The sequence below is a fragment of the Streptomyces sp. NPDC051133 genome (assembly GCF_040682635.1).
Taxonomy (GTDB): Bacteria; Actinomycetota; Actinomycetes; order Streptomycetales; family Streptomycetaceae; genus Streptomyces.
The window spans coordinates 336,809-349,263 of the sequence record NZ_JBFBBK010000001.1 but is presented as its reverse complement, the minus strand read 5'-3'; the positions used below and the strand labels follow the sequence as shown (position 1 = coordinate 349,263).

Genomic DNA, 12,455 nt, shown 5'->3' with positions numbered 1-12,455 from the left:
GCCCTACTTCAGCAGCCGCGACAGCCTGCGGTCCGCCAGGGGCCTGCCGCCCGTCTGGCAGGTGGGGCAGTACTGGAGCGAGGAGTCGCTGAAGGAGACCTCGCGGATGGTGTCGCCGCACACCGGACAGGGCTCGCCGGTGCGGCCGTGGACGCGCAGGCCGCTCTTCTTCTCCGTCTTCAGCCGCCCGGCCGCCACGCCCCGGGAGCGCTCCACCGCCTCGGTGAGCGTGCCGCGCAGCGCCGCGTAGAGCCGGCCGGTCTCCTCCGGGGTGAGGGACGCGGCGAGCTTGAACGGGGACATCTTCGCGGCGTGCAGGATCTCGTCGCTGTACGCGTTGCCCACGCCCGCGATCAGCCTCTGGTCGCGCAGGGCACCCTTCAGCTGACGTCTCTCGTCCCCCAGCAGCGCGGCGAAGCGCTCCTCGTCGAAGTCGGCGGCCAGCGGGTCCGGGCCGAGGCGGGCGATGCCCTCGACCTCCCGGGGGTCGCGGACGACGTACACCGCGAGGCGTTTCTGGGTGCCGGCCTCGGTGAGGTCGAAGCCCTCGCCGGTCTCCAGCGCCACCCGCAGCGCCAGCGGGCCCTTGCCCGGCTTGGGCGGTCCGGCCGGCAGCGGGTCCTTCCACTGCAGCCAGCCCGCGCGGGCCAGATGGGTCACCAGGTGCAGCCCGCTGTCCGCCGCGAGGTCGAGGAACTTGCCGTGCCGGCGCACGGCCGTCACCGTGCCGCCCTCGAAGGCGGTGACCGGAGGGTCGTACGTCTTCAGCACGCTGACGGCGACCGGCAGCACCCGCACCACCCGGCGGCCGGCCAGGTGCTCGGTGAGAAAGTCCTTCAGCGCCTCCACCTCGGGCAGTTCCGGCATGAGTCCAGGGTGCCATCCGGCACCGACGACGGCAGGCGGGCGGGCCTCAGCCGCCGTCCGCCCGCCGCATCCGGAACTCGCACCACACCGCCTTCCCGCCGCCGCGGGCCTCGACGCCCCAGGCGTCGGCGAGCCGCTCCACCAGCAGCAGGCCGCGGCCGGACACGCCGTTCTCCCCCGCGTCCCGGCGGCGCGGCAGAGCGCTGGAGGAGTCCTCGACCTCGATCCGGAGCCTGCGGACGCCGTCGGCCAGGGACCGCAGCGTCACGATCGCGGAGCCCTCGGTGTGCATCAGCGCGTTGGTGATCAGCTCGTCGGTGGCCAGTTCGATCTCGTCGGCGCGGTCGCCGGCGCCCCAGGCGCGGACCGCGGCGCGGAACAGGTGCCGGGCGTGGGTGAGGGCCTCGGGGTCGCCGGGCGCGACGTGCTGCCGGAGCCGGCCGCCGGCCCGGGGGGCCTCGGGGACGCAGCGGCGCAGCAGGAGCAGCGCCACGTCGTCGTCGCCGCCCCGCTCCTCGGCCAGCCGGATCAGCCGGTCGGCGAGGGCGCGCACGTCCGCCGGGCCCTCGGCGACGAGAGCGGTGAGGCCGCGCATGCCGTCGTCGAGGTCGGTGCCGGGCTGCTCGACGAGTCCGTCGGTGCACAGCAGCAGGGTGTGGCCGGGGTCGAGTTCCAGGGTGGAGACGGGGTACTCCAGTCGGCTGAACTCGGCGGACAGGCCGAGCGGCAGCCCGCCCTCGACGGGCGCCCGGCGGCAGCTGCCGTCGCTGTGCCGGATCAGCGGGTCGATGTGCCCGGCGCGGACCGCCTGGACGACGCCGGTGGACAGGTCCGCCTCGGCGTACAGGCAGGTGGCGAAGCGGTCGGTGTCGAGTTCGTGCAGGAAGACGGAGGCACGGGCCATGACGGTGGCCGGGGTGTGCCCCTCGGCGGCGTAGGCGCGCAGCACGATCCGCAGCTGGCCCATGACGGCCGCCGCGTGCGTGTCGTGGCCCTGCACGTCGCCGATGACCGCGCCGACCCGGCCGCCGGGCAGCGGGATCAGGTCGTACCAGTCGCCGCCGATGTCCCGTCCGAGGGTGCCGCCCACGGTGGCGGCGCGGTAGCGGACGGCGATGTCGGCGCCGCGCACGCTCGGGATGGTGCGCGGCAGCATGGCCTGCTGGAGGCTCTGGGCCAGGTCCTTCTCCTGCTCGTAGAGCATGGCCCGCTGCAGGCTCTGCGCGATGGTGGAGCCGAGCGCGACCAGGACGGCCCGCTCCTCGGCGGAGAAGCCGCGCCGGTCGTCGTAGAGCAGGCCCATCGCGCCGATCGGGCGGGCCTGGGCGATCAGCGGCAGATAGGCGGCCGAGGTGATGTGCAGGTCGGTGATGTGGGGCCACAGGATCGGGTAGCCGTCGGCGAACTCCTGCGGGGACTCGATGAACCGGGGGGTGAGCGTGCGCACGACCTCGCTCATCGGGTACGGCTCGGCTGTCCGGGTGATCCGGGTGCCGGGCACCGAGGCGCCGGCGGGCCCCTCGGCGACGAGCCGGATCCGGCCGGCCTCCACCAGGCCCATGACCAGGCTGGCCGCGCCGAGGTGGCGGACGCCGTCGGCGTCCTTGAGGACGTCGATGACGTCCCGGACGCTGCGGGCGTCGGCGAGGGCGGCGGAGACGGTCTGGACGATGCCGGTCTGCCGCCTCAGTGCCTCGTTCCGGGCGGCCCGCAGGGTGCGGGACACGCTGTCGGCGAGCTCCTCGGTGGCGTCGCGGACGATGCCGACGACCCTGCGGGGGCGGCCCGAGGGGTCGCGCCGGATGTAGCCCTGGGTGTGGGTCCAGCGCAGGGAGCCGTCGCGGCGCCGGATGCGGAAGTAGACGCCGTAGTTCTCGCTGCCGTCCTTGATGGCGCGGGCGACCGCCGCGTCCAGCCGGGCGGCCTCGGGCGGCGGGACCCGCAGGGCCAGGGACTCCGGCCGGCCGTCGTACTCCTCGGGGAGCAGGTCGAACACCGTGTACGCCTGCGCGTCCATGTGGAACAGACCGGCGTCCAGATCCCAGTCGAAACTCCCCATGCGATTGAGCGCGAGGATCGGTTCCGGCTGGGCGGGCCAGTCCTCAGGGAGTGACAGGGCACTCGCTCCCCGATCAGCCATGGGGCCACCTTGCCAGGAACGGCCCGATTCTTCGACCTCGGGTTACGCACGCGGAGGGGTGCGGTACACGGAGTCACGGGCCCTTCGCAGCGCTGGGGGCACGCTCGTCACGGTGGTCACGACGAAGGCAGGAGCGCGAGACCGTGGACTGGTTCACCGCATCCGACTACTGGCTGAGCCGGCTGGTCCTCCAGCGGGCCCTGGCCGCCGTGTACCTGGTGGCGTTCCTGACGGCGGCCCTGCAGTTCCGGGCCCTGCTGGGCGAGCGCGGCATGCTGCCGATCCCCCGCTTCGTGGCGCGGGTGCCGTTCCGGCGGTCCCCGAGCCTGTTCCAGCTGCGCTACTCGGACCGCTTCTTCGCGGGCTGCGCCTGGGCGGGCTGCGCGGTCTCGGCGGCCCTGCTCGCCGGGGCGGACTCCCGCGTTCCGCTGTGGGCCGGGATCCTGCTCTGGCTGGTGCCCTGGGCGCTGTACCTGTCGATCGTCAACGTCGGCCAGACCTGGTACGCGTTCGGCTGGGAGTCGCTGCTGCTGGAGACGGGTTTCCTGGCCGCGTTCCTCGGCAACGACGAGGTCGCGCCGCCGGTCGTCGTGCTGTTCCTGCTGCGCTGGATCCTGTTCCGGGTGGAGTTCGGCGCCGGGCTGATCAAGATGCGTGGCGACGCGTGCTGGCGGAAGCTGACCTGCCTGGACTACCACCACGAGACCCAGCCGATGCCCGGCCCGCTGAGCTGGTTCTTCCACCATCTGCCGAAGCCGCTGCACCGCGTGGAGGTGGCCGCCAACCACGTCACCCAGCTGGTCGTGCCGGTGCTGCTCTTCACCCCGCAGCCGATCGCGTCGGCCGCCGCCGCCCTGATGATCGTCACCCAGCTGTGGCTGGTGCTCTCCGGGAACTTCTCCTGGCTGAACTGGATCACCATCGTGCTGGCCCTGTCCGCGCTGCGGCTGCCGACGACGGCGCCGAAGGGGCCGCCGGCACCGCTGTGGTACGAGGCCCTGGTGCTCGCGGTCGCCGCGCTGCTGGTCTTCCTCAGCTACCACCCGGTGGTGAACATGGTCTCCCGCCGCCAGGTCATGAACCGCTCCTTCGACCCCCTGCACCTGGTGAACACCTACGGCGCCTTCGGCAGTGTCAGCCGGCTCCGCTACGAGGTGGTGGTCGAGGGCACCCTGGACGAGGTGCCGCGGGAGGACTCCGACTGGCGGGAGTACGAGTTCAAGGGCAAACCCGGGGACCCCCGGCACTGGCCGCGCCAGTTCGCGCCCTACCATCTGCGGCTCGACTGGCTGATGTGGTTCGCCGCCCTGTCCCCGGCCTACGCGGGCGACTGGTTCGGCGGTCTGGTGGAGCGCCTGCTGGAGAACGACCGGGACACGCTGCGCCTGCTGCGCCGCTCCCCGTTCCCGCCGGACACCCCGCCCCGCCACGTCCGGGCACGCCTGTTCCGCTACCGCTACTCCAGCTGGCGGGAGCTGCGGGAGACGGGCGCCTGCTGGGAGCGCACCTATGTGCGCGAGTATCTGCCGCCCACCCGGCTGGCGGGCGAGGTTCAGAGGTCGTAGACGCGCCGCGCGGTCCGCTCGTACACGGCCGCCTGCTCCTCGGGGCCGAGGTGGGCCGTCAGCTCCCGTGCGGTGTCCAGGACGTGTCCGTAGCCGGCCGCCAGGGTGCACACCGGCCAGTCGGAGCCGAACATCAGGCGGTCGGGGCCGAAGGCGTCCAGGGCGGTGTCCACGTACGGGCGCAGGTCCTCGGGTGTCCAGGAGGCGGGGTCGGCCTCGGTGACCAGGCCGGAGAGCTTGGCGACGGTGTTGGGCAGGGCCGCCAGGGCGCGCAGGTCCGTGGCCCAGGGTGCGCGTGATCCCGAGGCGACGGGCGGCTTGCCCAGATGGTCGAGGACGAAGGTCAGCTGAGGCAGGCTCGACGCCGCGTCGACGCAGGCCGGGAGGTGGCGGGGCAGGACCACCAGGTCGTAGACCAGGCCCGCCTCGGCCACGGCGGCCAGGCCGCGACGCACGTCGGCCCGCAGCAGCCACCGCGGGTCGGGCTCGCCCTGCACCTGGTGGCGGATGCCCTTCAGGAAGGCCCCGCCGGGCAGCTCGCGCAGCCGGGTCAGTTCGTCGGCCACGTCGGGGCGCGTGAGGTCGGTCCAGCCGACCACGCCCGCGACGAGGTCGTGTCCCGCCGCCAGGGCCAGGAACTCGGGGGTCTCCTCGGCGACGGTGACCGTCTGGACGAGGACGGTGCGGTCCACTCCGGCCGCCCGCGCGCCGGGTTCCAGGTCGGCGAGGGTGAAGTTCCTTCTCAGCGGTTCGAGTTCGGGGCCCCGGATCCAGTCCTGGTCCCGGACCGACAGGTCCCAGACGTGGTGGTGGGCGTCCACGGTCACGGCAGCTCCCAGACGACGGGCAGCCCGGCGTCCGCACCGCGCTGCGAGTAGTCGTGCGCGACGTCGAGCAGCTCGGCCATCCGGGCCTGCCAGGCGACGTTGACCGGCAGCCGTTCCAGTGCGGCGAGGAGGCGGCCGTAGTCCTCGCACTCCAGGAGGTGGAAGAGGTCCGTGCCACTGCGCCAGATGGTCCACGAGGTGGCTCCGGCGGCCCGGACGGCGTCGGTGAGTTCCTTCGGGACCTCGCGGTGGGCCGCCTCGTAGTCGGCGAGGCGGTGGGCGCGGACCTTGGTGTGCAGGGCGACTCTCATGACGGCTCCTCGGGTGGCAGCAGAGCGGTGGCGCGCAGTTCCCGCCAGAAGGCGGGCGGGACCGGGGTGGCGAACTGCTCGGCACAGTCGTGCGCTTCGGCCGCGGAGCGGGCGCCGGCCAGCACGCTCGCGACGGCCGGGTGCGCGGCGCAGAAGGCCAGGGCGGCGGCGCGCAGGGTGATGCCGTGCCGGCCGGCGACCTCCTTCAGGCGCAGGGCGCGGTCCAGCAACCGCTCCGGGGCACGGGTGTAGTCGTACGTCGCCCCGGGCGCCGGATCCGCCAGCAGGCCCGAGTTGAAGGCGCCGCCGATGACGACCGACACCCCCCGCGACACGGCCTCGGGCAGCAGTCCGGCCGCCGCGCTCTGGTCGAGCAGGGTGTACCGGCCCGCGCAGAGCACCACGTCCACGTCCGTGTCGCGGACGAACCGGGTGAGCATCTGCGCCTGGTTCATGCCCGCGCCGATCGCGCCGACGACGCCCTCCGAACGGAGCTTCTCCAGGGCGGGATAGCCCTCGCGGAAGGCCTGCTCGGCGTGGTCGTCGGGGTCGTGGAGGTAGACGACGTCCACCCGGTCGAGGCCGAGCCGGTCCAGGCTCGCCTCCAGGGTGCGGCGGATGCCGTCGGCGCTGAAGTCCCAGACGCGGCGGTGGCCGGCGGGGACGGCGAAGCCGCTCGCCAGGTCGTCTCCGGTGCCGTCGGCGGGTTCCAGGCGGCGGCCGACCTTGGTGGAGACCGTGTACGCGCCGCGGTCGTACGCCCGCAGGGCCGCGCCCAGGCGCCGTTCGGACCGGCCGAGGCCGTAGTGGGGCGCGGTGTCGAAGTACCGGATGCCCCGCTCCCAGGCGGCGTGGACGGCCTCGTGCGCCTGCTCGTCGTCCACCGGGGTGAACAGGTTGCCGATCCCGGCGGCGCCGAAGCCCAGCGGGCTGACCTCGACCCCGCTGCGGCCCAGGCGGTTCACCGGCCCGCCGGGCGCAGCCTGAGGCCCTGCATGCCGCCGTCGACGGCGAGGGCGGTGCCGGTGGTGGCGCCGGACAGGGGGCCGGCCAGGTAGGCGATGGCACCCGCGACCTCGGCGGCCGACACGAGCCGCCCGGTGGGCTGGCGGGCCTCCAGGGCGGCGCGCTCGGCGGCCGGGTCGGGAGCCGCGGCCAGCAGGCGGCCGATCCACGGGGTGTCGGCCGTGCCCGGGTTGACGCAGTTGACGCGGATGCCCTCGCGGACGTGGTCGGCGGCCATGGCGAGGGTCAGGGAGTACACGGCGCCCTTGGTGGCGCCGTACAGGGCGCGCTGCGGCAGGCCCGCGGTGGCGGCGACGGAACAGGTGTTGACGATCGCGGCACGGTCCGAGCGGCGCAGGTGCGGGAGGGCGGCGCGGGCGGTGCGGACCATGCCGAGGACGTTGACGTCGAAGACGTGCCGCCACTCGTCGTCGTCGTTGTCCTCGACCGTTCCCTGGGCGCCGATTCCCGCGTTGTTGACCAGGATGTCGAGGCCGCCGAGGGCTTCGGCGGCCTCCTGTACGGCGGTGCGGACCGAGGCGTCGTCGGTGACGTCGGCACGGAGGGCGAGGAGCGGCTTTCGCACCGGCGCCGGGTCCAGGTCGAGCACGGCCACCCGGGCGCCGCGGGCGGCGAGGAGGTCGGCGGTGGCCCGGCCGATACCGGAGGCGCCCCCGGTGACCAGGGCCTTCAGACCCGTGAAGTCGTCCATGCGGCCTGTCCCTTCTGCGTGTCGGGGTCGGCGGCCCAGTAGGCGCCGCCGGGGAAGGCGTACCGCGCGAGGGACTCCGGGCGCAGGGCGGCGGAGAAGCCGGGCGCGGTGGGCGCGGTGTAGTGGCCGTCGTGGACGACGACCGGGGTGAGGAAGTGCTCGTGGAGGTGGTCGACGTACTCGATGACCCGGTTCTCGGTGGTCCCGGAGACGGCCAGGTAGTCGAACATCGACAGGTGCTGGACCAGTTCGCACAGACCGACCCCGCCGGCGTGCGGGCAGACGGGGACACCGAACTTGGCGGCGAGCAGCAGGATGGCGAGGTTCTCGTTGACGCCGGCGACGCGGGCCGCGTCGATCTGGACGATGTCGAGGGCGCCGGCCTGGAGCAGCTGCTTGAACACGATCCGGTTCTGCACGTGTTCGCCGGTGGCGACCTTCACCGGGGCCACCGCGCGCCGGATCGCGGCGTGGCCGAGGACGTCGTCGGGGCTGGTGGGCTCCTCGATCCAGTACGGGTCGAAGGCGGCCAGGGCGTTCGTCCAGCGGATCGCCTCGGCCACGTCCCAGCGTTGGTTGGCGTCGACGGCCAGGCGGATCTCCGGACCGACGACCGCGCGGGCGACCCGGCAGCGCCGGATGTCGTCGTCGAGGTCGGCACCGACCTTCAGCTTGATCTGCCGGAAGCCGTCGGTGACGGCCTGCGCGGCGAGCCGGGCGAGCTTGTCGTCGTCGTAGCCGAGCCAGCCCGGGGTGGTGGTGTACGCCGGGTAGCCGCGCTCCAGCAGCCGGGACCGGCGCCGCGCCGCCCCCTGTCTGCCCCGGACGAGCAGGTCCAGGGCCTCCTCGGGGGTGAGTGCGTCGGTGAGGTACCGGAAGTCGATCTGCCGCACCAGCCACTCCGGTTCGGCGTCGGCGAGCAGCTGCCACAGCGGCTTGCCCGCCCGGCGTGCCGCCAGGTCCCAGACGGCGTTGACGACGGCTCCGATCGCCATGTGCATCACGCCCTTCTCGGGGCCGAGCCAGCGCAGCTGACTGTCGGCGACGAGGTCACGGAGGAGCGAGCCGGGGTCGGCGCACAGCTCCCGGACGGGCCGGCCGAGCACATGGGCCCGCAGCGCGTCGATCGCGGCGACCTGGACGTCGTTGCCCCGCCCGATGGTGAAGACGAACCCGTGTCCCTCGTGCCCGTCGCCCGCGTCGGTGCGCAGGACGACGTAGGCCGCCGAGTAGTCGGGGTCCGGGTTCATCGCGTCGGAGCCGTCCAGCTCGCGCGAGGTGGGGAAACGGATGTCGTGGGTGTCGACCGCGATGACGCGGGCGGGAGCCTGGGACACGGAAGTCCTCTCGTTCGTCGGCTTGCTGACGTCGCGTCAGTCCTGAGCACGGCCGGTCGTCACGCGGGCGATCATGAGGGCGACGAGGATGATCCCGCCGTAGATGGCCTGGATCCAGAACGACGGCACCTGGGCGAGGGTGAGCAGGTTCTGTACGACGCCCAGGAGGAGCACGCCGGTGAGGGCACCGGACATGGTGCCCTTGCCGCCGTCCAGGCCGATGCCGCCGATCACCGCCGCCGCGAACACGGTGAAGATCATGTTCTGGCCCTGGTTGGCGCTGATCGCGCCGACGTACCCGGTCTGCAGCAGTCCGCCGACCGAGGCGAGCACGCCCGCGATGACGTACACGCCGAGCGTGACCCGGTCGACGCGGATGCCGGCGGCGCGGGCCGCGTCCGCGTTGCCGCCGATGGCGTACAGGGCGCGGCCGGTGCGGTGGTACTTCAGCAGGAACCCGGTGACCGCGAAGGCGCCGGCGGCCAGCCACACGGACAGCGGGACGTTCAGGAAGGTGGTGGTGGCCAGGGAGGAGAAGCTGTCGGGCATGCCGAACAGCGTCTTGCCCTTGGTGGCGCCGACCAGCAGGCCGCGCAGCACGATGAGCATCGCGAGGGTCACGATGAACGCGTTGAGCCGGAACTTCACGACGAGGACGCCGTTGAAGGCGCCGACGACCGCGCCGGCCAGGGGAATCGCGAGCAGGGCGAGCCCCGTCGGAAGGCCGGTGCCCCAGCCGGACTGGCCGGCGGGCAGCACCAGCAGGGCGCCGACGGCCGGGGCGATGCCGACCACCGACTCCAGCGACAGGTCGAACTTGCCGGTGATGAGCACGAGGGACTCGGCGAGCACGACCATCGCGAGGGCGGCGGAGGCACCGAGGACCGAGATCAGGTTGCGCTCGGTCAGGAACGAGTCGTTGACCACCGTGCCGAGCACCATCAGCAGCACCAGGGCGGGGACCAGGGCGAGTTCGCGGGCGCGGCGGAGCAGGACGGCGCGGGCCGAGCGGGCGTCCGTGGTCTTCGGGGGCGCGAGCGGCGGGGCGGCCCGGGTGTCAGCCATGGTCAACTCCTTCGATGGAGGCGATCAGCTCGTGGTCGCGCCAGCCGGCCGGGTGCTCGGCGACGACACGGCCGTGGAAGAGGACGAGGACGCGGTCGCAGCGGCGCAGGTCGTCGAGTTCGTCGGAGACGACCAGGACGGCGGTGCCGTCGTCGCGGGCGCTGTCCATGCGGGCGAGCAGGGACTCCTTGGACTTCACGTCGACGCCCGCGGTGGGGTTGATCAGGACCAGCAGGCGGGGGTCGGAGGCGAGGGCGCGGGCCATGACGACCTTCTGGGCGTTGCCGCCGGACAGGTCGGCCACGGGCTGGTCGGGTCCCTCGGCGTGGATGTCGAGGCGGTCGATCAGCTCGGCCGCCGTCCCCCTTCTGCGGCCGGCGGTGACGAAGCCGAACCGGCCGAGCCGGCCGAGGACGCTCAGCGTGGCGTTGTCGCCGATGCTCATGCCGGGGACCAGGCCCTGCTCGTGCCGGTCGCGCGGGACGCAGCCGACGCCGGCCTCCAGGGCGGCCCGCACGTCGCCGAAGGGCAGTGGCTCGCCGTCCAGATGTGCGGTGCCGCCGGTCGGCGTGTGCAGTCCGGCGAAGGACTCGGCCAGTTCGGTCTTGCCGCTGCCGCTGGAGCCGGCGAGCCCGACGACCTCGCCGCGGCGCACGGTGAGGCCGACGTCCCGGTACGCCGGGGAGGTCAGCCCGTCCGCCTCCAGCAGGACGGGAGCACCGGCGTCGGCTCCCCCGCGGCCGGCGGTCCGGTCCGCGACGGACGCGCCGGCCATGGCCTCCACCAGGGCCGCCCTGGGCAGGTCGGCGACCGGGGCGGTGGTGATCCAGCGGGCGTCGCGCAGCACGGTGACGGTCCGGCAGACCTCGTAGACCTCCTGGAGGTGGTGGGAGATGAACAGGAAGGTGACGCCGGACTCCTGCAGCGCGCGCATCCGGGTGAACAGCCGCTCGATCTCCCGGTTGTCGAGCTGGGCGGTGGGTTCGTCCAGGACGATGAACCGGGCGCCGAGGCTCAGCGCCCGGGCGATCTCCACCATCTGGCGGTCCTCGACCTTGAGGTCGGCGGTGCGGGCCCCGGGGTCGACACGGACGTCCCAGGTGGCGAGGAGTTCGGCTGCCTCGGTGCGCAGCCGGCGCCAGCTGACGAAGCCGCGGCGGCGCGGCTGGCGGTTGAGGAAGAGGTTCTCGGCGACGGTCAGCTCCGGGACGACCGTGGGCTTCTGGTACACGCAGGCGACCTTGCGGCGCCAGGCGTCCCGGTCGGCGATGGGTGGGGCGGGCTCGCCGTCGAAGCGGACCGTGCCTTCGTCCGGGGCCTGGAGGCCGGTGAGGACGTGGACCAGGGTGGACTTGCCGGCGCCGTTGCGGCCGACCAGGGCGTGGGACTCGCCGGGCAGCACCGTGAGCCGGCCGTCGGCGAGGGCGACCGTGGGGCCGTACCGCTTGACGATGCCGTCGGCTTCAACGAGTGGGGTGCTCATCCGACCGTGTTGCCCCACAGCTGGGGGTCGTCGACGTTGGCCTTGGTGACCAGGGGGGCGGGCAGCTGGTCCTCCAGGATGCCGCTGGGCAGCCTGACGATCACGGAGCCGTGGTCGGTGGGGCCGGGCTTGAACGTCTTCCCGGCCATCGCCGCCTTGATGTAGGACAGGCCGTACTTGGCGTAGGCGTCGGCCGGCTGGGAGACGGTGGCGTCGATCCGGCCCTTGCGGATGGCGTCGTACTCCTGCGGGATGCCGTCGTTGGAGACGATGACGATGTGGCCCTGCCGGCCGGCCGGCTTCAGCAGGTGCTTGGACTTCAGGGTCTGCAGGGTCGGCGCGAGGTAGACACCGCCCGCCTGCAGGTAGACGCCCTTGATGTCGGGGTTGGCGTTCAGGAGCGTGTCCAGCTTGGCGGCGGCGGTGTCGGACTCCCATTTGGCGGGGATCTCCAGCACCTTGAGCTTCGGGTACTTCTTCCGCACGCAGGAGCGGAACGCCTCGGAGCGGTCCCGGCCGTTGACCGAGGCGAGGTCGCCCATGATCTGCACGACCTTGCCGCTGCTCACGTGCTGTCCGAGGTAGTCGCAGGCCTTCTCGCCGTAGGCCACGTTGTCGGCGCGCACCACCATCGCGACCTTGCCCTTGTCGGGCGCGACGTCCACGGCGACGACGGGGACGCCCTTGCGCTCGGCCTGGTCGAGTCCGGCCTGGACGGCGGCGCTGTCCAGCGGGGCGACGACCAACCCCTTGACGCCCTGGTTGAGTTCGTTGTCGATGTCGGTGATCTGCTGCGAGGGGTCGCTGTTGGAGTTGACCGTCTTCAGCACCTCCACGCCCTCGGACTTCGCCATCCTGGGCACGTAGTCGTTGTACGACTGCCAGAACGGCGAGGTCAGCAGGGGCAGGATCACGCCGACCCGGCCGGTGCCGCCACTGCCCGCGCTCGCGGTGTCCTTGGTGCTGCCGCAGGCGGCGAGCATGAGCGAGGCACCGACGGCCAGGGCCGCCGTGCCGGTGATCCGTGACCGCTTGCGCTTCCTGACTGTGCTGGCGGGCATCTCGCGGCTCCTCGTCGAGGGTGTTCGAGCGGACGCCGCATACTTATCAGACCAATAAACGGAACCGACACCCTCGTGCGGG

The 12,455-nt window shown here is 73.1% G+C and carries 11 protein-coding genes; 1 reads left to right on the top strand and 10 read right to left on the bottom strand.

From position 1 onward, the window contains the following. Positions 1-3: 3 nt before the first annotated feature. On the bottom strand, positions 4-867 hold the full coding sequence (locus AB0N17_RS01590; RefSeq protein ID WP_366009026.1) for a DNA-formamidopyrimidine glycosylase family protein: 864 nt from the start codon (positions 865-867) through the stop codon (positions 4-6). A gap of 46 nt (positions 868-913) precedes the next feature. Then, positions 914-3,007, bottom strand: coding sequence for a SpoIIE family protein phosphatase (locus AB0N17_RS01585; protein ID WP_366009025.1), 2,094 nt, complete (start codon positions 3,005-3,007; stop codon positions 914-916). Between the two features lie 143 nt (positions 3,008-3,150). Between AB0N17_RS01585 and AB0N17_RS01580 the strand changes: the two genes are divergently transcribed. Next, positions 3,151-4,572, top strand: a complete 1,422-nt coding sequence (locus tag AB0N17_RS01580; RefSeq protein WP_366009024.1) for a lipase maturation factor family protein — start codon at positions 3,151-3,153, stop codon at positions 4,570-4,572. Here AB0N17_RS01580 and AB0N17_RS01575 read toward each other — a convergent pair. From AB0N17_RS01575 to AB0N17_RS01540, 8 genes are read right to left on the bottom strand one after another with little or no spacing between them, the layout of a single operon-like run. Further along, a complete protein-coding gene (locus AB0N17_RS01575; RefSeq protein ID WP_366009023.1) occupies positions 4,560-5,399 on the bottom strand; it encodes an amidohydrolase family protein in 840 nt (279 codons plus the stop codon). The genes AB0N17_RS01580 and AB0N17_RS01575 overlap by 13 nt on opposite strands. Then, a complete protein-coding gene (locus tag AB0N17_RS01570; protein WP_366009022.1) occupies positions 5,396-5,710 on the bottom strand; it encodes an L-rhamnose mutarotase in 315 nt (104 codons plus the stop codon). The genes AB0N17_RS01575 and AB0N17_RS01570 overlap by 4 nt, the downstream gene beginning before the upstream one ends. After that, positions 5,707-6,675 (bottom strand): aldo/keto reductase, encoded by a 969-nt coding sequence (locus tag AB0N17_RS01565; protein WP_366009021.1) that lies wholly within the window; start codon positions 6,673-6,675, stop codon positions 5,707-5,709. The genes AB0N17_RS01570 and AB0N17_RS01565 overlap by 4 nt, the downstream gene beginning before the upstream one ends. Then, positions 6,672-7,427 (bottom strand): SDR family oxidoreductase, encoded by a 756-nt coding sequence (locus AB0N17_RS01560; RefSeq protein ID WP_366009020.1) that lies wholly within the window; start codon positions 7,425-7,427, stop codon positions 6,672-6,674. Before AB0N17_RS01560 ends, AB0N17_RS01565 begins: the two co-directional genes overlap by 4 nt. Next, positions 7,406-8,764 (bottom strand): enolase C-terminal domain-like protein, encoded by a 1,359-nt coding sequence (locus tag AB0N17_RS01555; RefSeq protein ID WP_366009019.1) that lies wholly within the window; start codon positions 8,762-8,764, stop codon positions 7,406-7,408. Before AB0N17_RS01555 ends, AB0N17_RS01560 begins: the two co-directional genes overlap by 22 nt. A 36-nt stretch (positions 8,765-8,800) precedes the next feature. Further along, on the bottom strand, positions 8,801-9,829 hold the full coding sequence (locus tag AB0N17_RS01550; protein ID WP_366009018.1) for an ABC transporter permease: 1,029 nt from the start codon (positions 9,827-9,829) through the stop codon (positions 8,801-8,803). After that, positions 9,822-11,312, bottom strand: a complete 1,491-nt coding sequence (locus AB0N17_RS01545; protein WP_366009017.1) for a sugar ABC transporter ATP-binding protein — start codon at positions 11,310-11,312, stop codon at positions 9,822-9,824. The genes AB0N17_RS01550 and AB0N17_RS01545 overlap by 8 nt, the downstream gene beginning before the upstream one ends. Next, positions 11,309-12,373 (bottom strand): sugar ABC transporter substrate-binding protein, encoded by a 1,065-nt coding sequence (locus tag AB0N17_RS01540; protein ID WP_366009016.1) that lies wholly within the window; start codon positions 12,371-12,373, stop codon positions 11,309-11,311. The genes AB0N17_RS01545 and AB0N17_RS01540 overlap by 4 nt, the downstream gene beginning before the upstream one ends. Positions 12,374-12,455 lie beyond the last annotated feature (82 nt).

What these genes read in the sequence shown, in the direction of transcription:
- AB0N17_RS01590 (WP_366009026.1), bottom strand. Translation starts at nt 867, where the DNA reads ATGCCGGAACTGCCCGAGGTGGAGGCGCTGAAGGACTTTCTCACCGAG.
- AB0N17_RS01585 (WP_366009025.1), bottom strand. Translation starts at nt 3,007, where the DNA reads ATGGCTGATCGGGGAGCGAGTGCCCTGTCACTCCCTGAGGACTGGCCC.
- AB0N17_RS01570 (WP_366009022.1), bottom strand. Translation starts at nt 5,710, where the DNA reads ATGAGAGTCGCCCTGCACACCAAGGTCCGCGCCCACCGCCTCGCCGAC.
- AB0N17_RS01560 (WP_366009020.1), bottom strand. Translation starts at nt 7,427, where the DNA reads ATGGACGACTTCACGGGTCTGAAGGCCCTGGTCACCGGGGGCGCCTCC.
- AB0N17_RS01550 (WP_366009018.1), bottom strand. Translation starts at nt 9,829, where the DNA reads ATGGCTGACACCCGGGCCGCCCCGCCGCTCGCGCCCCCGAAGACCACG.
- AB0N17_RS01545 (WP_366009017.1), bottom strand. Translation starts at nt 11,312, where the DNA reads ATGAGCACCCCACTCGTTGAAGCCGACGGCATCGTCAAGCGGTACGGC.
- AB0N17_RS01540 (WP_366009016.1), bottom strand. Translation starts at nt 12,373, where the DNA reads ATGCCCGCCAGCACAGTCAGGAAGCGCAAGCGGTCACGGATCACCGGC.